The organism is Streptococcus panodentis, from assembly GCF_017884005.1.
Lineage (GTDB): Bacteria > Bacillota > Bacilli > Lactobacillales > Streptococcaceae > Streptococcus > Streptococcus panodentis.
In genome coordinates, this window is record NZ_QFAY01000022.1 from 19945 (window position 1) to 43693 (window position 23749).

Annotated in this window: 26 protein-coding genes and 1 pseudogene; 12 read left to right on the top strand and 15 right to left on the bottom strand. The window is 48.4% G+C overall.

Annotated elements, in window-relative coordinates; translation table 11 throughout:
- Window positions 1-48 precede the first annotated feature (48 nt).
- From DHL47_RS09840 to DHL47_RS09850, 3 genes are all read right to left on the bottom strand, one after another.
- Window positions 49-264: a PspC domain-containing protein gene (locus DHL47_RS09840; protein ID WP_128836974.1), complete on the bottom strand. Its 216-nt coding sequence runs from the start codon at window positions 262-264 to the stop codon at window positions 49-51.
- Window positions 265-363: 99 nt separating this feature from the next.
- On the bottom strand, window positions 364-903 hold the full coding sequence (locus DHL47_RS09845) for a hypothetical protein (RefSeq protein ID WP_209551743.1): 540 nt from the start codon (window positions 901-903) through the stop codon (window positions 364-366).
- Window positions 890-1279 carry a VOC family protein gene (locus DHL47_RS09850; protein ID WP_128836976.1) on the bottom strand — a complete coding sequence of 130 codons (390 nt, stop codon included), beginning with the start codon at window positions 1277-1279 and terminating at the stop codon, window positions 890-892. Before DHL47_RS09850 ends, DHL47_RS09845 begins: the two co-directional genes overlap by 14 nt.
- A 330-nt stretch (window positions 1280-1609) precedes the next feature.
- On the opposite strand from DHL47_RS09850, the gene DHL47_RS09855 reads away from it, so the two are divergent.
- Both DHL47_RS09855 and DHL47_RS09860 read left to right on the top strand, forming a co-directional pair.
- The gene (locus DHL47_RS09855; protein ID WP_209551744.1) at window positions 1610-2029 is read left to right on the top strand and encodes an NUDIX domain-containing protein; all 420 of its coding nucleotides are present in this window, start codon (window positions 1610-1612) and stop codon (window positions 2027-2029) included.
- A gap of 53 nt (window positions 2030-2082) precedes the next feature.
- Complete coding sequence (locus tag DHL47_RS09860; RefSeq protein WP_209551745.1) at window positions 2083-2886, top strand: peptidylprolyl isomerase; 804 nt, start codon at window positions 2083-2085, stop codon at window positions 2884-2886.
- A gap of 580 nt (window positions 2887-3466) precedes the next feature.
- Here DHL47_RS09860 and DHL47_RS09865 read toward each other — a convergent pair.
- Genes DHL47_RS09865 through yycF form a run of 3 tightly spaced genes read right to left on the bottom strand, consistent with a single transcriptional unit; the run spans window position 3467 to window position 6317 of the window.
- Complete coding sequence (locus DHL47_RS09865) at window positions 3467-4267, bottom strand: MBL fold metallo-hydrolase (protein ID WP_128836979.1); 801 nt, start codon at window positions 4265-4267, stop codon at window positions 3467-3469.
- A 9-nt stretch (window positions 4268-4276) separates the two neighbouring features.
- Entirely contained in the window at window positions 4277-5623 is a 1347-nt protein-coding gene (vicK, locus tag DHL47_RS09870) for a cell wall metabolism sensor histidine kinase VicK (protein ID WP_128836980.1), read from the bottom strand.
- Complete coding sequence (gene yycF, locus DHL47_RS09875) at window positions 5616-6317, bottom strand: response regulator YycF (RefSeq protein WP_128836981.1); 702 nt, start codon at window positions 6315-6317, stop codon at window positions 5616-5618. Before yycF ends, vicK begins: the two co-directional genes overlap by 8 nt.
- A gap of 295 nt (window positions 6318-6612) precedes the next feature.
- Here yycF and DHL47_RS09880 point away from each other — a divergent pair, with 295 nt between their 5' ends.
- From DHL47_RS09880 to DHL47_RS09895, 4 genes are all read left to right on the top strand, one after another.
- Entirely contained in the window at window positions 6613-7374 is a 762-nt protein-coding gene (locus DHL47_RS09880) for an amino acid ABC transporter ATP-binding protein (RefSeq protein ID WP_209551746.1), read from the top strand.
- 260 nt (window positions 7375-7634) lie between these two features.
- The gene (locus DHL47_RS09885) at window positions 7635-8438 is read left to right on the top strand and encodes a transporter substrate-binding domain-containing protein (RefSeq protein ID WP_209551747.1); all 804 of its coding nucleotides are present in this window, start codon (window positions 7635-7637) and stop codon (window positions 8436-8438) included.
- 14 nt (window positions 8439-8452) lie between these two features.
- A complete protein-coding gene (locus DHL47_RS09890) occupies window positions 8453-9133 on the top strand; it encodes an amino acid ABC transporter permease (RefSeq protein ID WP_209551748.1) in 681 nt (226 codons plus the stop codon).
- 10 nt (window positions 9134-9143) lie between these two features.
- The gene (locus tag DHL47_RS09895; protein ID WP_128836983.1) at window positions 9144-9803 is read left to right on the top strand and encodes an amino acid ABC transporter permease; all 660 of its coding nucleotides are present in this window, start codon (window positions 9144-9146) and stop codon (window positions 9801-9803) included.
- Between the two features lie 327 nt (window positions 9804-10130).
- Here the strand turns inward: DHL47_RS09895 and thrS are convergent, their stop codons facing one another.
- From thrS to ccpA, 5 genes are all read right to left on the bottom strand, one after another.
- The gene (thrS, locus tag DHL47_RS09900; protein WP_209551749.1) at window positions 10131-12074 is read right to left on the bottom strand and encodes a threonine--tRNA ligase; all 1944 of its coding nucleotides are present in this window, start codon (window positions 12072-12074) and stop codon (window positions 10131-10133) included.
- Entirely contained in the window at window positions 12067-12699 is a 633-nt protein-coding gene (locus DHL47_RS09905; protein ID WP_128836985.1) for a nucleoside/nucleotide kinase family protein, read from the bottom strand. The genes thrS and DHL47_RS09905 overlap by 8 nt, the downstream gene beginning before the upstream one ends.
- Before the next feature lie 402 nt (window positions 12700-13101).
- Window positions 13102-14424 carry a glycosyltransferase family 4 protein gene (locus DHL47_RS09910; RefSeq protein WP_128836986.1) on the bottom strand — a complete coding sequence of 441 codons (1323 nt, stop codon included), beginning with the start codon at window positions 14422-14424 and terminating at the stop codon, window positions 13102-13104.
- 1 nt (window position 14425) lies between these two features.
- Window positions 14426-15424 carry an LTA glycolipid anchor biosynthesis glycosyltransferase, IagA/BgsA family gene (locus tag DHL47_RS09915; protein ID WP_128836987.1) on the bottom strand — a complete coding sequence of 333 codons (999 nt, stop codon included), beginning with the start codon at window positions 15422-15424 and terminating at the stop codon, window positions 14426-14428.
- An 89-nt stretch (window positions 15425-15513) separates the two neighbouring features.
- Complete coding sequence (ccpA, locus tag DHL47_RS09920; protein WP_128836988.1) at window positions 15514-16518, bottom strand: catabolite control protein A; 1005 nt, start codon at window positions 16516-16518, stop codon at window positions 15514-15516.
- 161 nt (window positions 16519-16679) lie between these two features.
- Here ccpA and DHL47_RS09925 point away from each other — a divergent pair, with 161 nt between their 5' ends.
- The 6 genes from DHL47_RS09925 (at window position 16680) to DHL47_RS09950 (ending at window position 21867) form a co-directional block, all read left to right on the top strand.
- On the top strand, window positions 16680-17762 hold the full coding sequence (locus DHL47_RS09925) for a M24 family metallopeptidase (RefSeq protein WP_209551750.1): 1083 nt from the start codon (window positions 16680-16682) through the stop codon (window positions 17760-17762).
- A 41-nt stretch (window positions 17763-17803) separates the two neighbouring features.
- A complete protein-coding gene (locus tag DHL47_RS09930) occupies window positions 17804-18136 on the top strand; it encodes a hypothetical protein (protein WP_209551751.1) in 333 nt (110 codons plus the stop codon).
- Window positions 18137-18311: 175 nt separating this feature from the next.
- Entirely contained in the window at window positions 18312-19358 is a 1047-nt protein-coding gene (locus DHL47_RS09935) for a FecCD family ABC transporter permease (RefSeq protein WP_209551752.1), read from the top strand.
- A gap of 1 nt (window position 19359) precedes the next feature.
- Window positions 19360-20115 (top strand): ABC transporter ATP-binding protein, encoded by a 756-nt coding sequence (locus tag DHL47_RS09940; protein ID WP_209551753.1) that lies wholly within the window; start codon window positions 19360-19362, stop codon window positions 20113-20115.
- Window positions 20116-20171: 56 nt separating this feature from the next.
- Window positions 20172-21194, top strand: coding sequence for an ABC transporter substrate-binding protein (locus DHL47_RS09945; RefSeq protein WP_209551754.1), 1023 nt, complete (start codon window positions 20172-20174; stop codon window positions 21192-21194).
- Window positions 21175-21867, top strand: coding sequence for an alpha/beta hydrolase-fold protein (locus DHL47_RS09950; RefSeq protein WP_209551755.1), 693 nt, complete (start codon window positions 21175-21177; stop codon window positions 21865-21867). The genes DHL47_RS09945 and DHL47_RS09950 overlap by 20 nt, the downstream gene beginning before the upstream one ends.
- A 177-nt stretch (window positions 21868-22044) precedes the next feature.
- Here DHL47_RS09950 and DHL47_RS09955 read toward each other — a convergent pair.
- The 4 genes and pseudogenes from DHL47_RS09955 to DHL47_RS09970 form a co-directional block, all read right to left on the bottom strand.
- Window positions 22045-22641 (bottom strand): annotated as a pseudogene (locus DHL47_RS09955) (oxidoreductase); the annotation flags it as partial.
- The gene (locus DHL47_RS13575) at window positions 22604-22885 is read right to left on the bottom strand and encodes an AraC family transcriptional regulator (protein WP_338060113.1); all 282 of its coding nucleotides are present in this window, start codon (window positions 22883-22885) and stop codon (window positions 22604-22606) included. The gene DHL47_RS13575 and the pseudogene DHL47_RS09955, both read right to left, overlap by 38 nt.
- On the bottom strand, window positions 22852-23010 hold the full coding sequence (locus DHL47_RS13580) for a hypothetical protein (RefSeq protein WP_209551757.1): 159 nt from the start codon (window positions 23008-23010) through the stop codon (window positions 22852-22854). The genes DHL47_RS13575 and DHL47_RS13580 overlap by 34 nt, the downstream gene beginning before the upstream one ends.
- A complete protein-coding gene (locus DHL47_RS09970; protein ID WP_209551758.1) occupies window positions 23007-23501 on the bottom strand; it encodes a methylated-DNA--[protein]-cysteine S-methyltransferase in 495 nt (164 codons plus the stop codon). The genes DHL47_RS13580 and DHL47_RS09970 overlap by 4 nt, the downstream gene beginning before the upstream one ends.
- Window positions 23502-23749 lie beyond the last annotated feature (248 nt).

Genomic DNA, 23749 nt, shown 5'->3' on the forward strand with positions numbered 1-23749 from the left:
GCCAATACAACTTCCCTAAGAAATGTCAGCTTCGATTTTCAAAGAGGATTAGTTGATAATTGTCGGCTCATCATTTTGACCGCTGTCTTCCGGCATCACCAGCCAGGCAATCAGATAGGCCAAAATGCCTCCTCCAGCCATACAGGCCAGCACTATCCAGATAACCCGCACCAAGGTTGGATCTAGGTCAAAATAGTTAGCGATACCTGCACAGACTCCAGCAATTTTTTGATGTTTAACATCTCTTGTCAGTCTCTTTTTCATCGAGAAACATCCTCCTTCATTTTATTAGCTGATTTTATTTTAACAAAAAAGTTATAAATATGCACAAAACAACCGTCAATTTGGAAATGTTCTGTCCCATCAGAACTTCTTTTGCGGATGGCGGTCCACTACTTCCTGATGAGCAGCCAGTGCCTGACGGCCCTTTTCAGTCAGCTCATAGCCACGCACGGAAAAAGACTGAGCCAGCTCTTCTTCAGTAAAATTCTCAGCCAAAGCCCGGTCTAAATCAGCAGCTTTCATTTTAGACAGGCCGTTTACCTTCTTGCTTTTCAGAATAGCCTTCTTGGCCGCCGCATTTATATGATCCAGCGAAGCAAAAGCTTTTTCCTTATAAGCGTACCCTTGATCCACTAAGGCTGCCAAATGCGCCGAAGCATTGATGCCGTAAGTAAACTCAAAATATTTAGGAAAAAAGGAATCCGTCGTGAAAGTCCCGAAACCAATCCGCCAAAGCAGGATGATATCTCCAGCCAGCAAGCCATTGTCCAGTCTTTCCATATTGCGCTTAGGCACCGGCTTTCCCTCCAAAAGCCAGACTGCTAGATCGCGGTCCGGTCCTATATAGGGCAGCTGAGCATGGTCTTTATACAGCTCCTGCAAGCGTTCAGAATCCGTCATGTTTCAGCTCCCTTACAGCAAAATAATGCCCTTCATTATCGGCAAAGTTAAAAACCTTCATAAAGCCCAGATCCAAAATAGGATGAACGGCCACACCCTTAGCTGCCAGCTTCTGGTAGGTTTCCTCAAGATTGACTGCCGCCATGAGGATAGAAGGGGTTTCTAAGTTCATATCCGGATTCATCTCCGCCACCTGAGCCTTGTCATGCAGGACAAACTGTACATCGCTTTGGGCCTTGGGTGCGACAATATAGGATACCTGCGTTCCCTGAACCTGCTTTTCCACCCGCTCAAAGCCCATCTTCTCCTTCCAAAAAACAGCAGCGCTCTCTATATCGCCGACATAGAGCATGACCTGCCCGATTGAATCAATCATATGTCACCTTACCTTTTAAATATTGGATTTATTATATCACAAGGATCAGACAGGCAAAACTTTTGTGCTTATGATAAAATAAGGAAGAAAGAAGCGTCACCCCATCAGTATAGTCAATGAACACCGTCAGCAGACCAGGCGGGAGTTCAAAAGATTTGGGAAAGCTATTGAAACTGCGGAGGAAGCGGCCGTCAGGAATCAACAAAAGCACTGCTTTAAGGCAGCGAATAAATCTTCCGTTAGGGAGCGGCCGCTTCGATTTTCAACCGAGTATAATGATGCTTGGTCTTGATTTTCAAAGAATATGAACAGACAGCAAGGAGGTGCACCATGCGTGCCGGAGTCATTCTTTACAATCCCCAGTCCAGACAAATCCTGCTGATCCACCGCTGGAAAAATAATCGGGAATATTTTGTCATCCCCGGCGGCAGGATCGAATCGGGAGAATCAGCTCTTGAAGCCGCTCAGCGGGAAATTCAGGAAGAACTGAACTGGACCCTGTCCAGCAAGCAGCTGCAGCCAGCTTTTTCCTTTGACAACCAAGGAGAGACAGAGCAGTATTTCTATACAGTCCTTACCAGAAACGACAGCCCCCGCATACACGGCGAAGAAGCCCAGCGCAGCCATGCTCACAATATCTACCAGCCTGAATGGGTCGACCTGCAGGATCTGGCCCGCCAAGCCCTGCAGCCGCAAGCCTTGAAACAGCAGCTTTTGAACTTTCTGGAACAGATAGATTTGAAAAACTAGGTTTTTTATAGTAAAATACCAGTAGTTTAGAAACTAATTGAGAAAGGTCTCTTATGAAAAAAATGATTCTTTTCGGTCTCTTATCAGGCCTTGTCCTGGCAGGCTGCTCTGCCAAGGAGGAAATCAGTTCCAGCTCCTCCAGCGCTTCCAGCCAGTCATCCGTCACCAGCTCCGATGATGCAGAAACCCGCAAACTCCGCGAGCAGTATCAAGATGCCATGACAAACCAAAATGCCAACTTCCCGCAGCTGTCTACAGAAGTTGCTGAGGATGAAGCCGAGGTCACGATCCTCACTACGGAAGGCAGCATTCGGGTCAAGCTCTTTCCAAAATACGCTCCGCTGGCTGTTGAAAACTTCCTGACCCATGCCAAAGAAGGCTACTACGACGGCGTGCTCTTCCACCGCGTAATCAATAACTTTATGATTCAAAGCGGCGATCCTAAAGGAAACGGCACAGGCGGTGAGTCTATCTGGAAAGGCAAGGATGCTACAAAAGACAGCGGCAGCGGCTTTAAAAATGAATACTCTCCTTACCTGTACAATATCCGCGGCTCTCTCTCCATGGCTAATGCCGGACAGGATACCAACGGCAGCCAGTTCTTCATCAATCAAAATAAGACAGATCTTTCTTCCAAACTGTCAACATCCTCCATTCCTGCCAAAATAATTGAAGCCTACAAAAACGGAGGAAATCCGAGCTTAGACGGTGGTTATACCGTCTTTGGCCAAGTGCTGGAAGGCATGGATGTGGTCGATAAAATCGCTGCTGCCGAAACCGACAGCAATGACAAACCAAAAACAGATGTCAAGATTGAAAAAATCGAGATTGTCAAAGACTACGACTTTAGCAAGTAAGAACCCGCAGCCATCCAAAGGACTTTGCCAGAGCAAAGCGAGGCTGACGCACTTTTTATACGAGGCTGGGACAACCGTACCCAGCTTCGTATTTTTCTATCGTTTGATTTGCAGGACATGGTGGCTGGGGAAGTTCTGTCGCCATTGGTCAGCTAGAATCTCCCCCTGCACAGTTCATGAAGGGCTTTAATGCCATCAACCACTGCTGAGCGGCTTCTCATCCGCTGGAGCTTTTTGGAGTCTAAAAGACGAACAGTCTTGGCACATCCTAACGGATGTTTCATCCATAACCTCAAAACAGTGCTTTGAGCAATCAGCTACCGCGTCAAGAGTTTTTTTCCAAAACAAAGCAAGACTGAAGGACTTTTATCTCAGCCTCCAACTCGCTGCCTATCATTTTCTTATGTCAAAATGATAGGCTGAAACTGTCCCCCGGACAGTTTCACTGCTAAAAGCAAACGAAAAGACTATAAATCAGGAGGCCCTATACAGCTCCTCCTGATTTTTCTATACAAATACCCTTTGAAAGTCAATTCATTGAGTATCAAACCGTTCTGGTCCGCTTCTTCTTTTCGCGGTCTCAAATTCTGGTCAGAGGGGTGGCAGTGTCGGGCGAGGTATCATAGACCTGAAAATCATGGCCGACAGCCATGTCTGCCTGAGCCAGCTGATTGACCATGGTCATGTGGGCCAGCTCCTTGATGTTATTTTCCTTGCTCAGATGCCCCAGATAGATTCGCTTGGTGCGGTTGCCCAAAGTCCGAATCATAGTTTCGGCTCCGTCCTCATTGGACAGGTGGCCCATGTCAGACAGGATGCGCTGTTTGAGACTCCAAGGATAGGCTCCGCTGCGGAGAATTTCGATATCATGATTGCTCTCAATCAGATAGGCATCAGCATTCTCAATCACCCCTGCCATGCGGTCGCTGACATAGCCCGTATCCGTCAGCATGACAAAGCTCTTGCCATCCTTCATAAAGCGGTAAAATTGCGGGCAGACTGCATCATGACTGACCCCAAAGCTCTCAATATCCACATCGCCGAAAGTCTTGGTTTTCCCCATTTCAAAGACATGCTTCTGGCTGATATCCAGCTTGCCCAAGTCCTTCTCCATGGCCTTCCAGGTCGCTTCATTAGCATAAATATCCAGATGATACTTACGGGCCAGCACTCCTACTCCGTGGATGTGGTCCTTATGCTCATGCGTCACCAGAATGGCGTCCAAGTCCTCCGGTTTGCGGTTAATCTCGCCTAACAGACTGCTGATTTTTTTCCCTGATAAGCCGGCATCAATTAAGATTCGCTTTTGGTCTGTTTCTAAGTAAAAACAGTTGCCGCTGGAGCCTGATGCCAAAATACTGTATTGAAATCCTTTGCTCATGTTTACTTTCTAAATATCTTCATTGTCCCAATCGTCATCGCGCACGGCATCATTATCATAAGGCAGAACGATTGTAAAAGTCGAACCCTGACCGTATTCGCTCTTGGCCCAGATAAAGCCCTGATGCTGCTTGACAATTTCTTTGGCAATCGCCAGTCCCAGACCGGTACCGCCCTGGGCCCGGCTGCGGGCCTTGTCCACCCGGTAGAAACGGTCAAAAATCTTAGGCAGATCCTGCTTAGGAATCCCCAGCCCTTCATCCGCAATGGACAGAATCAGCTGGACATCGGTCGTCTTGATAGAGACTGTAATGGTCCCGCCGTCAGGCGAATACTTAATGGCATTGTTCATAATATTGTCAATCACCTGGGTCATCTTGTCCGTATCAATCTCTACCCAAATCGGGGTTATGGGATAGTCGCGGATAATCTCGTATTTCTTGGTCTCGTCCTGACTTTTGATCTTATCAAAACGGTTGAGAATAAAAGTGATAAAAGCTGTAAAATTCGTCAGCTCTACTTCCAGATGACTGGTTTCATTATCAATGCGCGAGAGACTGAGCAGGTCTGTCACCATGCGCATCATGCGGTTAGTTTCATTGAGCGAAACCTTGACAAAATCCGGAGCTACCGGCTCTGACAGAGCCCCGTCGTCCAGAGCTTCCAAGTAGGACTTAACACTGGTCAAAGGCGTCCGCAGCTCATGGCTGACATTGGAAACAAAGAGCCGGCGTTCCCGCTCTTCCTTGTCCTGCTCGGTCGTATCATGCAAAACAGCAACCAGACCGGAAATAAAGCCCGACTCCCGTCTGACCAGAGCAAAACGCACGCGCAGGCTCAGATACTCTCCATTCTCATCCTGAGAATAAATGGTCAGCTCGGGCACTTTGGTAATCAAGTCCCGCAAATCATAATCTTCTGAAATCGAAAGCAGATCCAAAATACTCATATTTTGGACCTCATCTCTTTTAACCCCCAGCTGCTTGGTCGCCATATCATTGATAGTGATAATCTGACCGCGGCGGTTGGTAGCCAGCACCCCGTCTGTCATATAGGACAGGATACTGGATAGGCGCTTGGTTTCCTGCTCCAGATTTTCATGCGTCAGGCGAATGACCTCTGAAAGGTCATTGATACTGTTTGTCATGTCTGTGATTTCCGGACTGCCCTGCATATCCAGCACTTCAGAATAATCACCAGCAATCAGATCTTTAATCTTCTGATTCAGCTGCAGCAGCTTGTAGTTATCACGGCGGTTTTCCAAAAAAAGCAAAGCCACAACGATAATAAAGCCGATGATAATGAGAAAAAAGACGAAATCCGCAGAAATCACAAACTGTTTAATTGCTTCAATCATTATTTCTCATATAGTAGCCAACACCGCGGCGGGTCAGAATGTACTCAGGACGGCTGGGCGTATCTTCGATCTTTTCACGCAGGCGGCGGATGGTCACATCCACTGTACGGACATCACCGAAATAATCATAGCCCCATACAGTCTCCAGCAAGTGCTCCCGCGTCATGACCTGCCCGATATGGGTGGCCAAATGATGCAGCAGCTCAAATTCCCGGTGGGTCAGCTCCAGCTCCTTGCCGTGTTTTTTAGCCACAAAGGCATCCGGCAGAATCTGCAGCTCCCCAATCGTCAGCTCATTCGGACCGTTATCATCGCCCTGACTTTCCACAATTAAGTCTGCCCGGCGGAGAAGAGCCTTCACCCGTGCCTGAAGCTCGCGGTTGGAGAAAGGCTTGGTCACATAGTCATCCGCACCGATTTCCAGACCGATAACCTTATCAAACTCACTGTCTTTGGCAGAAAGCACGATAATCGGTACATTGCTGGTCTTGCGAATAGTACGGGCCACTTCCAGTCCGTCTACTTCCGGCAGCATCAAATCCAGAATCAAGATATCCGGCTGCTCGGCTTCAAACATCTCCAGCGCTTCCTTGCCGTCAAAGGCCGTCAGCACCTCATAGCCTTCTTTGGCCATATTAAACTTGATAATATCTGAGATTGGCTTCTCATCATCTACAACTAATATTTTCTTCATATATTCACCTTAATATCAGATTGGAAGGGCACCGTCAGGTCCTGCAGGAAAAGCTGCAGCAGTCCAATAAACAGACTCCGCCTCTGAACACACAAAAGGCCATCTAGTATTTCTGCTAGACTCCCCGTCCAACTGTAATTATTTCTATAGTCTTATTATACCAAACTTTTCTTAAAAAATACTAATTCAAGCTACCATTATTTGACAAATGTAGAAATAATTTTTATTCAATTTGACAGTTTTTTTATTCTATGGTAAAATCTATGTCATATTATCTAACACAAAGGAGAATCCTATGGCTCTAGTTGAATTTAAAAATGTCGAAAAATATTACGGAGATTTTCACGCCCTGCGCACGATCAATCTCAGTTTCGAAAAAGGACAGGTCGTTGTGCTGCTTGGGCCATCTGGTTCGGGAAAATCAACTCTCATCAGAACAATCAATGCCTTGGAGGGAATCGATCAGGGCAGCCTGACTGTCAACGGACACGAAGTGGCCAATGCTTCCGCTAAAGACTTGGTCAGCCTGCGCAAGGAAGTCGGCATGGTCTTTCAGCACTTCAATCTCTACCCCCACAAAACGGTGTTAGAAAATGTAACCCTAGCTCCTATCAAAGTCTTGGGAATTGATAAAAAAGAAGCAGAAAAAACGGCTAAAAAATACCTAGAATTTGTCAGCATGTGGGACAAGAAGGACTCCTACCCCGGCATGCTGTCCGGCGGCCAGAAACAGCGGATTGCAATCGCCCGCGGTCTGGCCATGCACCCAGAGCTGCTGCTCTTTGATGAGCCGACTTCGGCTCTGGACCCCGAAACCATCGGCGATGTTCTCGCTGTCATGCAAAAACTGGCCCACGACGGCATGAACATGATTGTCGTAACCCACGAAATGGGCTTTGCCCGCGAGGTAGCCGACCGCATCATCTTTATGGCCGAAGGAGAGGTTTTAGTAGACACAACCGATGTTGATGCCTTCTTTGACAATCCGACTGAACCGCGTGCCAAGCAATTCCTCAGCAAAATTATCAATCACGAGAGTGATACGGTCACATCTTAACAGAGATGCCGCTTAGAAATCATCGAAAAAGAGGCTTTTAGGAAGAAAGCAACATCATCTGCGGACACAGACTCTCCCGCTCTTTCTATTTTATACTCTTCGAACATCCACACCAACCTTCCTTCATTTCGACTTGCCTAAGTCAAGTTAAAGGGCGGCAGGATATGATGAGCCGGTTTGCTGCCAGCATGACCGCTCCTGGCTCATTTGCCGATGCTGTTCATTGAGCATCTACTCTGATTTATTTCAAGGAGGAAAACATGAAAATAAAAAATATTCTACTGGGCCTGGCTCTGGTATTGCTGGCTTTTGGGATGATCCAAACAGTCAAGGCTGATGCCGACAGCGAGCAGGTCAAAGCTATTCAGAAAAGGGGCGTGCTCAATGTCGGCGTCAAGCAGGACGTTCCCAACTTCGGCTATCTCAATCCCGAAAATAACACTTACAGCGGACTGGAAATTGACCTTGCCAAAAAGATTGCCAAGGAGCTGGGCGTCAAGATCAACTATGTGCCGGTAACGGCCCAAACCCGTGGGCCTCTGCTGGACAACGGTCAGGTGGATATCGTCATCGCTACCTTCACCATTACAGATGAGCGCAAACTCCTCTACAATTTCACCACTCCTTACTATACGGATGCTTCGGGCTTTCTGGTCAATAAATCCAGCAAAATCAAGAATCTGGAAGACTTAGACGGCAAGACCATCGGTGTGGTTCAGGGATCGATCACCCAGACCCTGCTGGAAGAAATTGCCAAAGAGAAAAAACTCCATTTTAAGTATGTGGAACTGGGGTCCTATCCTGAGCTGGCTGTCTCCCTAAGGGCTCATCGCATTGATGCCTTTTCGGTCGACCAGTCCATCCTGACTGGCTATGTCAGCTCCAAATCCACCATTCTGGACTACAGCTTTAAAACAGCTGATTATGGTGTCGTCAGCAAAAAATCCAACACCGGCTTAAACGATTACCTAAACGGCTTGATCACAGCATGGAAGAAGGACGGCAGTCTGCAAAAGCTGTATGACAAGTACCAGCTGAAGCCATCGACTTCAGCCGATGATTAGAAAGGGGAGCATGTATGACTTTTAATTTATCTTCCTGGCAGGCTTATTTTGCAGACTTTGGACAGTTTATCCAAGGCTTCCTCTTTACGCTGGCCATCTCAGTCGGTGCCTTAATCCTGGCCCTGATACTGGGAATTGTCTTCGGTGCTATCAGCACCGGCAAGAACGCTTTTCTCCGCGGACTGGCTCGGGTTTTCGTTGAATTTTATCAAAACACACCCCTACTGGTACAGTTTGTCATCGTCTTTTACGGTCTGCCGCTTATCAGCGGCTATGCCATCATGCCCTCCATCTACTGGACGGCTGTGCTCTGTGTCGGACTCTATCACGGCGCCTATATCGCTGAGGTCATCCGCTCAGGGATCCAGTCCATCCCGCGCGGGCAGACTGAAGCAGCTCTGTCACAAGGTTTTACCTATATCGAAACCATGCGTTACATTATCCTGCCTCAGGCTTTTCGGATTATCCTGCCGCCTCTGATCAATCAGGTGGTCAATCTGATTAAGAACACCTCGACCGTCGCTATTATCTCCGGAGTTGACCTTATGTTTGTGACCAAATCTTGGGCTGCTCTCAATTCCAACTACATTCCGGCCTTTACCGGAGCTGCCCTGCTCTACTTCCTCCTTTGCTTCCCTATCGCACGCTGGGGACGCAGGGTAGAGGAAGCCAACAAGCAGGCCTACAGTCTGTAAGGAGGTTCTCATGGAAAATATCTTAAATGTCTTAACACCGACCAACCTCCTTTTTATCTTAAAGGGACTTTGGCTGACGTTGGAAATATCCTTTATTTCGATTATTTTGTCCACGATTCTGGGGACCATCTTGGCTGTTATGCGCAATGGCAAAAATAAATTTTTCCAGCTGCTGGCTAGCGTTTACATTGAGTTTGTCCGCAATGTCCCCAATCTGCTCTGGATTTTCACGATTTTCTTGGTCTTCCAAGTCAAGTCCACACCGGCCGGCATTATCAGCTTCACAGTCTTTACCTCTGCTGCTCTGGCTGAAATCATCCGCGGCGGACTCAACGCCATTGATGACGGACAGACCGAAGCCGGCCTGTCTCAGGGCTTTACGCAGGTCCAGATCCTCTGGTACATCATCCTGCCTCAGGCCGTTCGCAAAATGCTGCCGTCCATCATTTCCCAGTTTGTAACAGTCATCAAAGACACCAGTCTGCTCTACTCCGTCATTGCCCTGCAGGAGCTGTTCGGATCCGCCCAAATCCTGATGGGACGCTACTTTGAAGCCGAACAGGTCTTTACTCTCTACCTGCTGGTGGCAGCCATTTACTTTGTCATTAACTTTGCTATTTCGACCTTCTCCCGCAGGCTGTCCCGCCGCTGGGCACAGGCGGCAGAGTGATATAGACTTTTCCTTTGCTTTTAGCAGTGAAACTGTCCGGAGGACAGTTTCAGCCTATCATTTTGAAATAAGAAAATGATAGGCTGTGAGCCGCTCAAACCGTACAACGAACTATTTGAGGAGGTGGATGGAGCTTCCGCTAGGAAGTGTCAGCTGCTCAAAGCACTGCTGGAGCAGCACCGCAGCTTCGTCCAAGAGCAAATCCAAAACTGGCAAGGCTCACTGGAGAAGTTAGACGATAAGATCGAATGGTAGCAAAAAGAAATCAGCTAACTTTCATAATTTATCAAGAACAAAACTCGGGCGGATAGCTCGGGTTTGATGCTGCTATTTTGCTGCTCTCGACTTATTGGCAATATCCGCTAGGATTTGCTGAATGAAGTCATCAACTGGGATGGTATGGGTTTCTTTTTGGCCGTAGCGGCGGACGTTGACGGTGCCATCTTCGACTTCCTTGTCGCCGACAATGAGCTGGTAAGGAATCTTGCTGGTCTGTGAGGCGCGGATCTTGTACTGCATCTTCTCATTGCGCTCATCCACATCTGCACGGACCCCCTTGTCACGCAGCTTCTTGGCCACCTGCCAGGCATAGTCGATATGAGCCTCATTGGAAACCGGAATCAGGGTCACCTGATGCGGTGCCAGCCAGGTTGGGAAGGCTCCCTTGTAGTTCTCAATCAGGATAGCCGTGAAGCGCTCCATGGTCGAGATGACCCCGCGGTGAATCATAACCGGACGGTGTTCTTCTCCGTCAGCGCCGATGTACTTGAGGTCGAAACGCTCTGGCAGCAGGAAGTCCAGCTGAATGGTCGAAAGGGTTTCTTCATTTCCCAGAGCTGTCTTGACTTGAATATCCAGCTTAGGCCCGTAGAAAGCTGCCTCACCCTCTGCTTCAAAATAATGCACGTCCATCTCATCCAAGGCTGCTTTAAGCATGGACTGAGCATTTTCCCACATGGCATCATCATCGTAATACTTGTGTGTATCCTCTGGATCACGCAGGGACAGGCGGAAACGGTAGTCTGTCAGATTGAAATCTTCATAAACATCGATAATCAGCTGCAGAGCCCGCTGGAACTCTTCCTGAATCTGCTCAGGAGTGACAAAAATGTGACCGTCATTAAGGGACATTTCCCGCACGCGCTGCAGGCCGGTCAGAGCTCCGGACTTCTCATAACGATGCATCATGCCAATCTCCGCAATCCGAATCGGCAGCTCACGGTAGGAATGCACATGGTGCTTGTAGACCTGGATGTGGTGCGGGCAGTTCATCGGCCGCAGGACAAACTCTTCCCCATCGCCCATATCCATGGTTGGAAACATGTCTTCTTGGTAATGCTCCCAGTGGCCAGAAGTCTTATAAAGTTCCACAGAAGCCAACGGCGGCGTATAGACATGCTGGTAGCCAGAAGCCAACTCCTTATCTACAATGTAACGCTCCAACTCCCGGCGGACCGTCGCTCCATTTGGCAGCCAGAAAGGCAGGCCTTGCCCTACTTCTTGGGAAATCATAAAGAGATCCAGCTCTCTTCCCAGCTTGCGGTGGTCGCGCTCCTTGGCCTCCTCCCGCATCTGCAGGTAGTTCTTCAAATCTTTCTTGTCAAACCAAGCTGTTCCATAAATCCGCTGCATCATGGCATTGTCGCTGTTGCCGCGCCAGTAAGCACCTGCGACATTAAGCAGGTGGAAGATTTGGATGCGGCCGGTTGAGGGCACATGCGGACCGCGGCAGAGATCGACATATTCGCCCTGACGGTAGATGGTCAGACCACCCTCGTCCTCCGAATGCTCCTCAATCAGCTCCAGCTTGTAGGGATCGTCTTTGAAGATTTCGCGGGCTTGGTCCTTGGTCACTTCCTCCCGGATAGAGGGGAAGTTTTCTTTGACGATTTTCTTCATTTCTTCCTCAATACGAGGCAGGTCTTCATTGGAAATCTGACCGGCAGCATTATCCGTATCATAGTAAAAACCATCCTGAATGGCCGGTCCAACACCCAGATGAATGTCAGGGAAAAGACGCTTGGCTGCCTGGGCAAAGAGATGGGCAGCCGAATGGCGCAGGACAGACAGGGCATCCTCGTGGTCAGGGGTCACAATTTCCAGCGCGCCGTCTTCTGTGATGGCCCGGGTGGTGTCAATCAGCTTGCCATTGAGCTTACCGGCCAAGGCTTTTTTAGCTAAGGAATTGCTGATGGATTGGGCAATGTCAAAAGTGGTGCTGCCGGATTCGTACTCACGAACCGCACCATCTGGAAATGTAATGTTAATCATGGTTTTCTCCTTTTTTAATGTCTATTTTTGTTAATTTTAAGAGACGGGCAATCTCTTCAGCAAGCTGAACTTCCGTTTGACTGCCATCTGTCACGAGGCTAGGATAACCTAATTTCGCTGCTTCCTCTCGGACTCTTTGGGCAAAAAGAATATCTCGTTGCATCCAATTTTTAAATGCTTCTTCAGGATTTGAGCACCCTTTTAAGATATAGGGAACCCACTCTCGCTTAGCATAATGTGTCAGTTGGAAATCAGCCGTTGGCGTCAGGCAAAGATAAGCATTAGGCAGTGTAAGACTGTTAACTAGGTGTGGCAATAGCCCTGCTCCCTCCACCAACAGCGACTGCTCTTGATTTTTTATCAGGTAGGATTTCAAATAAGGAAAAATTTCCTCATAAAAATACCACTCTTCATCTGCCATAGCTTCTGGACGTCGCAGCCATATCTGATCTGGACTTCTGTCCCGTCTGAGAAAGCTGATAGGAGCTCGGTCTAGAATTGCCTGTTCAGTCAGCTGATCTGTCAAGTCGTCTATCTTGATATGAACTAGGTCATATTGGCGGGCAAGAAATGAACTAATGGTTGACTTGCCACTGCATGGCGACCCACCAATTAAGTAAAGCATACCACCCTCCTTTGACAAAATAAAAAACGCCCCTAAAAAGGACGTCGCAACGTGGTTCCACCTTCATTCGTGTATGTCAAAAAACCTACACCTCGAATCGGCTCTAACGTAGCCACCGTTTTATGTTTGCATAAAAAGCAAGCGAGGAGTATCAGCTCAGGCTTTCTGTGCGTTTACAGCAACCACGCACTCTCTGGCAGAAAGAATCTGACTGACTTGTCTCTAAAAATTATTATAGCACGATTGTGAAATTTTGCAAGAGGAAAAAACGGCAATTTCCAGCTGGACAGCCGCCGCTAGAGCCGGCCAAGATGACAGGTCAGCAAATCAGAACTGCTGCAAACCGCTCCGACAGAGAGAACTGCCGGCGCACAGCAGGCTGGGCAGGCAGACACTCCCCTGCTATTCCAAAAATTTGGTCAGGCCTTTTATCTTTTTGACCTGCTTGCTGGAAGCCTTGAAAATCCGAACGGAACCGTTGACTGGCAGAGAGATGACCTTGCCGGGCAGATAAGCCACGGACTTGGCCAAACGCTTGGCTACATTTTCCTCCGGCTTCAGGTCATTATGGAAGTCCTTGGAAATGGTCAAATCCAGATAAAACTCATAAACCCTGCGGCCGAAGTTTTCGGCCGAAATCTCATAGAGCTTGTCTGCCAGTTTCTTCTCATCCATGTCAGGCGTTGCAATCACAGCCTCTAAGATAGCACCGGATAGATCGCGTTCCTCATAATAAAGGGTCCCAAAAATCTTGTCGCTGATGACATTGTCCAGATAAGGATTGCCATGGGCGATAATAGGCGTGCCGCTGGCCAGACTCTCCAGATAGGTCAGACCCTGCGTCTCACTGGTGGAGGCTGAGATAAAGAAGTCTGCTGCTTTATAATAAAGCGCGGTATCACTGGGGGCAATCATGCCTGTAAAGATAACCGAGTCTTCAATCCCTAGCTGAGCCACCAGTTCTTTCAGATCATCCGCATATGGTCCGTCACCGACAATGACCAGCTTGATTTGATCATTTTCTTCCAGAACAGCCGGCAGAGCTTTGACCACCGCCTGAATATTCTTTTCATAAGAAATCCGCGACAGGCTGAGCAGCATCACCTCGCCCTCAGCCAGACCTAGCTTAAAGCGCAGCTTTTTGATATCCTCCCGGGAAATCTCCGGCCGATCAAACTTAGCCAGCTCAATCCCTGTCGGAATAACCCTTTTTTCTGCCTCAATCTTATAATCCACCAAGAGGTCATAGACAATCTCGCTGGGGCAGATGACCCCATCCAAATCGCTCATAAAGCCGCGGACAATGTACTTGACCATGCTGGGACGGATGACCATGCCCTTGGCGATATAGTGGACATAGTCCTCATACTGGGTGTGGTAGGTGTGCACCACTGGGATCCGCAGTTCTTTGGCAATCCAAATCCCCAGCAGGCCCAAGGAAAACTCCGTCTGAGTATGGATGATATCCAGCTGATACTGGCGGGCGATTTCCAGAGCATTGGAAAAGCCGCGGTAGGCTACTCTTCGATCCTTAAAGGCAAAGAAAGGAACACTGGGAATGCGGATAATCTGCCAGTCCTCATAGCGGTTGACATCCTTATCCGTCGTGGTAAAAATAAATACGGTATGACCTAGTTTCTCCAGCTCCGTTTTCAGGGTCCGAATGCTGGTCGCAACCCCGGAAACCTGAGGAAAATAGGTATCTGTAAAAAGACCAATACGCATCTTACATCTCCAAAACTGTTTGGTAGGCCTTGACCAGCTGGTCGGAAACATCGTCAATGGACCGGCTTCTGGCAACCTGATAGCCTGCCTGGCGCTTATCAATCCGGCCGTCAAGAACCTTGCGAAGGGAGTCGACAAATTCGTCCACATTGTGGCAGAGCTCGGCTGAGTTTTCATCCACCCAGCCCTGATAAACCGGAATATCGCGCAGAACTACATTTTGCTGGCTGGCAAGGGCTTCTAAGACAACAATTCCCTCTGTCTCCTCATAGGAAGGGAAAAAGAATGCATCACTGCCTGACATGGCCCCCTGAAAAACGGCTCCCTTGAAGTAGCCGGGAAATTCGACATTGTCAGGATGATCGTAAAGGACCAGCTTGCGGATCTTGCGCGGAATCAGCCAGAGATTGATGGACCCCAGCCAGATAAAGCGAACATCCGGCATCCTGCGGGCCACCTCTACAAAGTCCTCGATGCCCTTGCGGCGGAAATAGAGACCGGCACAGACCACTACTTTCTGCCCTTCCTTGATGTGAAAATACTCTTTAAAGACAGCTTCCTTGCGGGCATCCTTTTTGTACTTAGGGAGATCAATCCCATTTGAAACAGCCACCATCGGAGTCGTGACACCGTAAGCCTCAATCAGCTGCTTGGAATAGTCCGAAGGGGTAATGATAAAATCAGCCTTCTTGTACATGTGGGTCAGGTATTTGCCAAATAAGGGAGCAAACAGATTCGAGCCAATAAAGGAGTTTTCAAAATCTTCCTTAGTAGAATGACCGTGCATAATCACTTTCTTGCCCCCTCTCTTGGCGGCATGCAGGAGGAGCAGACTGCGCGGCCCATAGGTATTGATGTGCACTACATCATAGTCCCCTAAAACGTCCGTCGTATAAGGAATTCCAGCCAAATCCAAAGCATGCATCTGGTGCTGCAGAGCCCGGCCGATGCCTGATTTTTCCAAAACAGACTTTCCTTCAAGATACAGTAATACTTTCATAGTTCCTATTATATCGAAAATCAAAGGAAAAAGAAAATCACAAGGCAGACGAAATGAAAAAACCACCAAAACTGGCGGTTTTTGTTTCTTTATTTACGGGTAGAATTGCGCTCGCTGATACTGTGAGCCAGCAGCACCTCGCGCTCTTCCAGCTCCTCTTTGTGCATAATCTTGGTCAGCATGCGCATACTGATAGCCCCGATGTCATAGAGAGGCTGGCCGATAGTCGAAAGGTTAGGACGGGTGAAACGAGCGACCTGAGAATCATCACTGGTAATGATTTCAAAGTCTTCCGGAACCTTGATGCCCTGATCAGAAAGGCCGTTTAAGAGACCCGCTGCCAATTCATCGCCGGTGACAAAAGCGGCAGTTGCTTTGGAAGCAATCACCCGTTCCGCCAAGTGATAGCCATCGTCATAGGAATACTTGGATTCAAAAACCAATCCTTCACTGTAAGACAGTTTCTTGCTTTTCAGAGCTTCTTTATAGCCTGACAGGCGGATTTTGCCGTTAATATCGTCTACCAGCGGCCCGCTGACAAAGGCAACCTTCTTATTGCGCTGAGCCAGCAGCTCTACCGCATCCACTGTCGCCTGCTTGTAGTCAATATTGACACTGGGCAGCTGATGCTCTACATCCACTGTACCAGCCAGGACAACCGGTGTACGGGAGCGGGAAAACTCGGAGCGAATCTTTTCTGTCAAGTGATAGCCCATAAAAATGATGCCGTCCACCTGCTTGGAAAAGAGAGTGTTGACAACGGACACTTCCTTGTCATCATCTTCATCGCTGTTGGCCAGGACAATATTGTATTTGTACATTTCAGCAATATCATCAATCCCCTTGGCCAAGGTAGAGAAGTAACTATTGGTAATATTGGGAATCACAACGCCGACAGTGGTCGTCTTCTTGCTGGCAAGGCCCCGGGCCACCGCATTTGGCCGGTAATCCAGCCGATCAATGACTTCTAAGACTTTCTTGCGTGTGTTTTCCTTTACATTTTTATTTCCGTTCACCACCCGACTGACTGTCGCCATCGAAACTCCCGCTTCACGGGCGACATCATAAATGGTTACTGTGTCGTCTGTGTTCATATAGTTTCCTTTCTTTGATTGAAAATTTCGTTTTCACTGTCCTACATTCACCATTTTATCACTTATTGTAAACACTTTCAAGTATTTTGATAAGTTTTTGAAAAGTCTTGCTTTTTTTGACATTTTTTGCCAAAATAAAGGGTAGAAAGAAGGTTGTAACTATGACAAAAATCAATCAAATCACTGCTTATCTTGAACATGAAAAAACAGATGCTGCGGTCTTCTCCGATCCCGTCAGTATCAACTATCTGACTGGTTTTTACAGCGATCCCCACGAGCGCCAGATGTTCCTTTTTGTCTATCCTCATCAGGAGCCGCTGCTCTTTGTTCCGGCTCTGGAAGCGGACCGTGCCGCTTCCATCCTTAATTTTCAGGTAGTCGGCTATGTGGACTCTGAAAATCCTTGGCAAAAGATTAAAAACACCCTGCCGGCTGCTCCTTTCAGAAAGATTGCTGTCGAATTTGACAATCTGATTTTGACCAAGTACCACGGCCTGCGCACTGTCTTTGAAGGAGCAGAATTTACCAATCTGACCCCGCTCATCAACCGCCTGCGCCTAATCAAGTCTGCTGATGAAATCCAGAAAATGCTGATTGCCGGCCAATATGCTGACAAGGCTGTCAACATCGGCTTTGACAGCATCTCGCTGGACAAAACGGAAACCGATATTATCGCTCAGATTGACTTTGCAATTAAGCGCGAAGGCTATGAAATGAGCTTTGAAACCATGGTCCTGACTGGTGACAATGCAGCCAACCCGCACGGCATCCCTGGCGCCCATACAATCGAAAACAACGCCCTTCTGCTCTTTGACCTGGGCTGTATGGTCAATGGCTACGCCAGCGATATGACCCGGACAGTCGCTGTCGGCCAGCCAGATCAGTTTAAAAAGGAGATTTACCAGCTCACTTTGGAAGCCCAGCAAGCAGCGCTGGACTTTATCAAACCGGGCGTGACGGCCCACGAGGTGGACCGTGCTGCCCGTCAAGTCATCGAAAAAGCTGGCTATGGGGAATATTTCAACCACCGCCTGGGCCACGGCATCGGCATGGATGTCCACGAATTTCCGTCTATCATGGAGGGCAATGACCTGGTCATTGAGGAAGGTATGTGCTTCTCTGTTGAGCCCGGCATCTACATCCCCGGCAAGGTCGGCGTCCGCATCGAAGACTGCGGCCATGTCACTAAGAATGGCTTTGAACTCTTTACTGAGAGCAGCAAGGACTTGCTGTATTTTGAATAATGTGCTATAATTTTGTATTATAAAATCAAAGGAGAACTTGTATGATTATATGGCGCGGCAAAGGCCTTCTTGTTATTTTAGCGATAATTGGCGGTGGTTTTGCAGGCATTACGCTGTCTGATTTCATCTTACAAGGCAGCACGACCGCTTTTTCAATGATCCTCCGTTGCATCATACTGATTCTGACGACTTCTGGTTTGAATTTTCTATTGACAAAATGGTTCATTTCAAAGGAAGTTCGTATCTTGATAGATGAGAAAACGGGAGAGAGAATTGAATACCGCGACCGCTCTTCACTCTTCTTTATTCCCAATCGATATTGGACCTGGATAATTGCTGTCGTTTTAGCCATCATCTTCCTGACTCGTATATAATACCAAACTAGCGACAGAGCCTTCTCTGTCGTTTTTGTTCTTTTTTCGCCTCTATGATGTTCAAGTTTTCCATCTATTCTTGCCCTTCCGTTTTAAAAATGTTATAATTTTTATGAAATTGTCAAAAAATTCTAATGTATTTATGGATGCTGTTTTTCACTGCAAAGGAGGCCGGATGCTGTTTAAAAAGTCAGGAAGGGACGGATTTTCCCGTTATGTCTGCCTGCTGCTGCTTCTTATCATTTTTCTGGTCTTCTCCCTGTTTTTAGCCGTCTCCTTGGGGTCTGTTTCGATCTATCTGCAGGACACTTACGGCATTATTTTCAGCAAACTGGGGCTTCCCTTTGGCAAGGACAGTCTGCCTTCGTCAACGTTTGCAATCGTCTGGAATATGCGGCTCCCAAGAGTGCTCTTGGGCATCCTAGCTGGAGCCGGTCTGTCCATATGCGGCAGCGTCATGCAGTCTACAGTCAACAACCCCATCGCAGAGCCTTATATTCTGGGAATTTCAGCGGGAGCGACCTTTGGGGCAACCTTGAGCATCATCTTAGGACTCAAGACCCTTACTGGCACAGGCGCTTTTATCGGAGCCATTCTGGCAACGGCAGTCGTCGTCCTTATCGCATCCATGCAGGGCAAAATGACGACGGGCAGTCTGATTTTATCCGGAACGGTGGTCAATGCTCTCTTTATCGCCTTTGCCAACTTTATCATCTCCGTCGGTGCCAATGCTGACAGTATCATGACTGTGAAATTCTGGACCATGGGCTCACTGGCCGGAACTTCCTGGTCAGATCTGACCTTGCCGGCTCTCGCTGTCGGTCTTGCCTTTTTGTTTTTCTGCTCCCAGTACCGTATTTTCAATGCCATGATGATGGGGGAAGAGGCTGCTCTGACACTGGGTGTGCCACTGCATGTTTACTGGTACCTCTATATTACTGTCGTCGCCATCATCACAGCAGTGCTGGTGGCCAGCTGCGGCATCATCGGCTTTGTCGGTCTGATCACGCCGCACATTGCCCGAAGGTTGGTCGGTACCAACTACAGAAGGCTCTTTCCCATCGCGACTCTTCTGGGAGCCCTCTTTCTTGTCTGGGCAGATGTTTTGGCTCGGACTCTGATCAAAAATGCAGAGCTGCCGATTGGGATTTTCACTGCCTTGGTCGGTGCACCTTTCTTTATCTACACTGTAGCCAAAAGCCGAAGGGAGGTGAACAGCTGATATGGACCTGATTTGCAAAGATATTCACTATGCTGTCGGCCCCAAAAAGATTTTAAACGGGATTTCGCTCAGAGTTGAGGGCCAGCAGTTTCACACCATTCTGGGACCCAACGGAAGCGGTAAAACCACCCTGCTCAAAACCATCTACCGCCAGCTCAAGCCGGACAGCGGCAGCATTTACCTCAATGGAGACCCTCTTGAAAGCATCAGCATCAAAAAAGCTGCTAAGCATCTGGCAGTTGTCACGCAGTTTAACCATCTTCAGTTTGACTGCACCGTTGAGGAGATTGTCCTGCTGGGCAGGACGCCGCATCTCTCCTTTCTGCAAAGGGAGACCGAGCTAGACTACGCGCTCGTCCAAGAAGCCCTGCAGCAGGTGGGCATGCTGGACAAGGCAAGCCGGGCCTATCTGTCCCTGTCCGGCGGCGAAAAACAGCGGGTCCTGCTGGCACGGGCTTTGGCCCAGCAGCCGACCCTGCTGCTCCTAGATGAGCCGACCAACCATCTGGATATCAAATACCAGCTGGACATGCTGCGCATCGTAAAGGACCTGAACATCAATGTTCTGGCCGTTCTGCACGACATCCAGCTGGCCTGCCGCTATTCGGACTATTTGTACCTCATGAAAGGGGGTGAGATCGCATACCAAGGCAACCCAACGGAAGCCATCACCCAAGATTCATTGCAGGCTGTCTACGGCGTTCAGAGCAAGGTAGTCTGGACAGAGGACCGGCAGGCAATGATTCAGTACCTGTAGTCTTTTAGAGGCTGGATTCCTAGCCCACTAGCCCACAAGAAAGGAAAGGAAAAAATATGAAAAAAACACTCAGTATCTTGCTTCTTGCAGCTGCTGCACTGACAGTAGCTGCCTGCAGTTCTTCATCCAAAACCAGCAGCTCGTCTTCCTCATCGCAAGCTTCTTCGGAAAAAACGGCCAAAAAGGACAGCGCAGAGACCAAATACCCTGTGACGGTCAAGACCTATGACGCCGAAGGCCAGGAGATTGAGCAGACTTTTGAAAAAGCACCGGAAAAGGTCATTACCAATAACCTTTCAACGACCGAAATCCTGATCGAACTGGGACTGAAAGATAAGATTGCCGGCATGCTGAATCCAGACAATGCTGTCACAGGCAAATACGAGGCTGATATTGCCACGATTCCGCAGGTCGGCGACAAAAAAACGGTATCGCAGGAAACCGTGCTGTCCTATGAGCCAGACGCTATTCTCGGCCGGAATATGATGTTTTCTGAAAAGTCTCTGGGTACCGTGAACTCCTGGAACGAAAACAAGATTCCTGTCTATACGCAGAAAGCCTCTGTGTCTAATATCAAGCAGGATTTGTCCAACATTGTCGAAGATGTCAAAAATCTGGGGACAATCTTTAATGTTCAGGAAAAGGCCAATCAATATGCCGAGCAGCTGCAGGGCAAAATCGACGCAGTGAAAAAGGCAAATAAAGCTTCTCAGGGGGAAAAGAAAAAAGCTCTGATCATGGTTGCTTACAATGATGAGACCTTTGGCACCTATAAATCCGCCCTGCAGGAGAGCCTGCTCAATCAGCTGGGCTATACCAACGTGGCAACCGGAACTTCTGATTTGACCTTGGAAAATCTCGTGTCTATGGATCCGGAGCTCATCATTTATGTGACCAGCGACCGCAACAAAGAAATGGACGGCCAGGCGGTAGACCTGATGAAAGCCAATGCAGTTCTGGCAGATGTTCCGGCTGTTAAAAATGAGCAGATCATGACTATTTCCTATGATGAGCTGATGGATTACGGTCCTGCTGTGATCGACTCTCTTGAGAAAATCAATGACTTTATCAATAAATAAACGCTTTGTCCGAGAGGATGTGACCGTTACGGTGTCCCTGCCCTCTCATTATGATGGGCAGCGGCCTTATCCAGCCGTCTTTCTGAATGACGGCCAGCTGAGCTACCTGAGCAGCCTTTCGGAGTCCGTGATTCTGGTCGGTCTGAGGTCAAAAAACAGGCTGGATGATTATACGCCCTGGAAAGCCAGCGCCCTGAGGGCGGGCAGACCCGACTTTGGCGGCAGGGCTGACAGCTATCACCAAGAGGTCTTTGGCAGCATCATGGCAGAGCTGAAAAAGGAATACCGGCTGGACGAGAGCAGAATAGCTTACGGCGGCTATTCCTTAGGCGGACTGGCAGCTGTTTACAGTCTTTACAGCGGCTGGAAAATGCCCTGTGTTTTTTCCATCTGCGGTTCATTCTGGTATCCGGAATTTACTGACTACTGCCGGACACAGGAGCTGAAAAACAGGGATTGCCTGATCTACCTGCGAAATGGAAAAACAGAAGGCGCCAATCATACCAACCGCCTCTTTAAAGCCCCTTTGTATGCGGCAGAGATTCACAGTCTCATCCAGAAGGAGCTTCCTGCAGCCTGCTCCGTTTTTGATCCCTACGGCCATCACGATGCCCTCAAAGAACGGTACGCTGCCTTTGCCGACTGGCTGGCTGAGCAATGGCATATCAACTGAAAAATTCCCCTTTGTCACTCACTGAATGAACTGACAAAGGGGAGTTTTTAGTTATAGCTTTTTAGTTTGCTTTTAGTACGAGGCAGCGAGCCGCAGACAGTACTGGGGTACGGCAAGGCGAGCGAGCTAACAAAGTAATAAAAAATAAACTAAATGACGATAAAAGGGTGGATATCGTCACTGCCCTGCATCTCCAAATTGGCCAGTATGGAGATGAACGATGCTTTCCTGGCCCGGCAGGGGCGGCAGACCGCCCGAATCCTTGCGGCTGAATACTTCAAGCAAACCCGCTGTTAAGCGAGAGTGTTCCAACTGCTCGGGGCTGATCTCATGGACAATGTCTTCTCCTCTTCCTGTCTGCATCTTGTATCCAAAGAGTGGGGCAATCAAGGTCCCGCGACCGACTGCAATCAAATCTGCAGCTGTATGCTCGATAGCATCTTCAGCATCATCCTGGCTAAAGACACCGTCGACAACAATCAGCTTGGTGTCATCGTCTAAAACATCATGGAAATGCTGGGCAGAGGTCTTATCAGAACCTTCTGGCTTCGAAGCATAGACGCCAAAAAGCGACAAATGAACGTAGTCTAGTTCGTGCTTGACCAATTCCTTGACCAGCAGCTTAGCCTCTTCATAAGTATAGCCCACTTGATCTTCATGGATTTCATCTGGGCTAATCCGATAGCCGACAATAAAATCTTCAGGGGCATACTCCGCTGCAGCACGCTTGACTTCCTCAACTACTGCCAAAGGAAAGGCCATGCGTTTTTCCAGTCACACTCTTATAGACATGCCGCAGGTAAGACTCAGAGCCTTTTGCCATAAAAGCTAAATCTTTCAAGGTTAAACCGTGCTGGAAATGCTCTTTTAAAATATGGTCAATCTCTTCTGCCCACTCCTCTTTGCTGACCGGCTTGCCTAAGGGACGGCATCGTTTACGTGGTCTAGATTCTGCTCCAACTGCTTGCCTTGCTTCCTGAAAAATCATGCCATTTTCTTTTTTGGGAAGGCGAGAGATACAGGAGGGACGGCAGAAAACTCCGGTGCTCCTAACAGCATACCAAAAATCGTGTCATAATCGCTATCATTACTCTTAATAGCTTCCCACTCCCAATCTTCGGCCGAATGTCCTAAGGCAGTCATCGTCCTGCCTCCAGCTTCAGCAGGTAGGCTTTTTTGTCAAGTCCGCCGGCATAGCCCGTCAGCTTGCCATCGCTTCCGACAATCCGATGGCAGGGAATTAAAATAGAAATAGGATTGTGCCCAATCGCACCGCCGACTGCTCTGGCTGAGCCAATCTTGCCATAGTCTGCCTGCAGCTCCTGCAGAACATCTGCATAGGCAGCCGTCTGACCATAAGGAATCTTCTGCAGCACGGCCAGAACCTTGCTCCTAAACTCGGTCACTTGAGGAGCCAGCGGAATAACATCTATGGCAGGATTTTCCCCTTTAAAATAGGCATCCAGCCAAGCAGCAACACGCCGGCTGAGCTCCGTATCCTTCACCTCTGCCTGCGCCAAATCATAGCCCGCCCCAAAATATTTCTGCCCTTGAAACCACAGGCCCAGCAGAGCATTCGCATCCGTCAAGATGAGAATTTGGCCGATTGGGGATGTGTAATAGGTTTTATACATTTCTTCTCCTTTTCTCTGATTAGCTGCTAATAAAGCAAACACCAAATATAAAATACTGCATAGGAACACCAGCTTCCCCACTTGTCTTTTAGCCTGGACAGCAATTCCTTAGACGGCTTCTCCTCTAAAGCAAGTATATAGGGAATGCCATTCTGCAGGCCGACATCCGCCATCGGAAATGCCTCTTGTATACGAAAACAGCGCATCATCATATCATGTGCCGTCCACGGACCGACACCATAAAGTTT

Excerpts from the sequence above, each read along its gene's own strand:
- DHL47_RS09840 (WP_128836974.1), bottom strand. The coding sequence starts at position 264 with ATGAAAAAGAGACTGACAAGAGATGTTAAACATCAAAAAATTGCTGGA.
- DHL47_RS09845 (WP_209551743.1), bottom strand. The coding sequence starts at position 903 with ATGACGGATTCTGAACGCTTGCAGGAGCTGTATAAAGACCATGCTCAG.
- DHL47_RS09850 (WP_128836976.1), bottom strand. The coding sequence starts at position 1,279 with ATGATTGATTCAATCGGGCAGGTCATGCTCTATGTCGGCGATATAGAG.
- DHL47_RS09855 (WP_209551744.1), top strand. The coding sequence starts at position 1,610 with ATGCGTGCCGGAGTCATTCTTTACAATCCCCAGTCCAGACAAATCCTG.
- DHL47_RS09860 (WP_209551745.1), top strand. The coding sequence starts at position 2,083 with ATGAAAAAAATGATTCTTTTCGGTCTCTTATCAGGCCTTGTCCTGGCA.
- DHL47_RS09865 (WP_128836979.1), bottom strand. The coding sequence starts at position 4,267 with ATGAGCAAAGGATTTCAATACAGTATTTTGGCATCAGGCTCCAGCGGC.
- vicK (WP_128836980.1), bottom strand. The coding sequence starts at position 5,623 with ATGATTGAAGCAATTAAACAGTTTGTGATTTCTGCGGATTTCGTCTTT.
- yycF (WP_128836981.1), bottom strand. The coding sequence starts at position 6,317 with ATGAAGAAAATATTAGTTGTAGATGATGAGAAGCCAATCTCAGATATT.
- DHL47_RS09880 (WP_209551746.1), top strand. The coding sequence starts at position 6,613 with ATGGCTCTAGTTGAATTTAAAAATGTCGAAAAATATTACGGAGATTTT.
- DHL47_RS09885 (WP_209551747.1), top strand. The coding sequence starts at position 7,635 with ATGAAAATAAAAAATATTCTACTGGGCCTGGCTCTGGTATTGCTGGCT.
- DHL47_RS09890 (WP_209551748.1), top strand. The coding sequence starts at position 8,453 with ATGACTTTTAATTTATCTTCCTGGCAGGCTTATTTTGCAGACTTTGGA.
- DHL47_RS09895 (WP_128836983.1), top strand. The coding sequence starts at position 9,144 with ATGGAAAATATCTTAAATGTCTTAACACCGACCAACCTCCTTTTTATC.
- thrS (WP_209551749.1), bottom strand. The coding sequence starts at position 12,074 with ATGATTAACATTACATTTCCAGATGGTGCGGTTCGTGAGTACGAATCC.
- DHL47_RS09905 (WP_128836985.1), bottom strand. The coding sequence starts at position 12,699 with ATGCTTTACTTAATTGGTGGGTCGCCATGCAGTGGCAAGTCAACCATT.
- DHL47_RS09910 (WP_128836986.1), bottom strand. The coding sequence starts at position 14,424 with ATGCGTATTGGTCTTTTTACAGATACCTATTTTCCTCAGGTTTCCGGG.
- DHL47_RS09915 (WP_128836987.1), bottom strand. The coding sequence starts at position 15,424 with ATGAAAGTATTACTGTATCTTGAAGGAAAGTCTGTTTTGGAAAAATCA.
- ccpA (WP_128836988.1), bottom strand. The coding sequence starts at position 16,518 with ATGAACACAGACGACACAGTAACCATTTATGATGTCGCCCGTGAAGCG.
- DHL47_RS09925 (WP_209551750.1), top strand. The coding sequence starts at position 16,680 with ATGACAAAAATCAATCAAATCACTGCTTATCTTGAACATGAAAAAACA.
- DHL47_RS09930 (WP_209551751.1), top strand. The coding sequence starts at position 17,804 with ATGATTATATGGCGCGGCAAAGGCCTTCTTGTTATTTTAGCGATAATT.
- DHL47_RS09935 (WP_209551752.1), top strand. The coding sequence starts at position 18,312 with ATGCTGTTTAAAAAGTCAGGAAGGGACGGATTTTCCCGTTATGTCTGC.
- DHL47_RS09940 (WP_209551753.1), top strand. The coding sequence starts at position 19,360 with ATGGACCTGATTTGCAAAGATATTCACTATGCTGTCGGCCCCAAAAAG.
- DHL47_RS09945 (WP_209551754.1), top strand. The coding sequence starts at position 20,172 with ATGAAAAAAACACTCAGTATCTTGCTTCTTGCAGCTGCTGCACTGACA.
- DHL47_RS09950 (WP_209551755.1), top strand. The coding sequence starts at position 21,175 with ATGACTTTATCAATAAATAAACGCTTTGTCCGAGAGGATGTGACCGTT.
- DHL47_RS13580 (WP_209551757.1), bottom strand. The coding sequence starts at position 23,010 with ATGACTGCCTTAGGACATTCGGCCGAAGATTGGGAGTGGGAAGCTATT.
- DHL47_RS09970 (WP_209551758.1), bottom strand. The coding sequence starts at position 23,501 with ATGTATAAAACCTATTACACATCCCCAATCGGCCAAATTCTCATCTTG.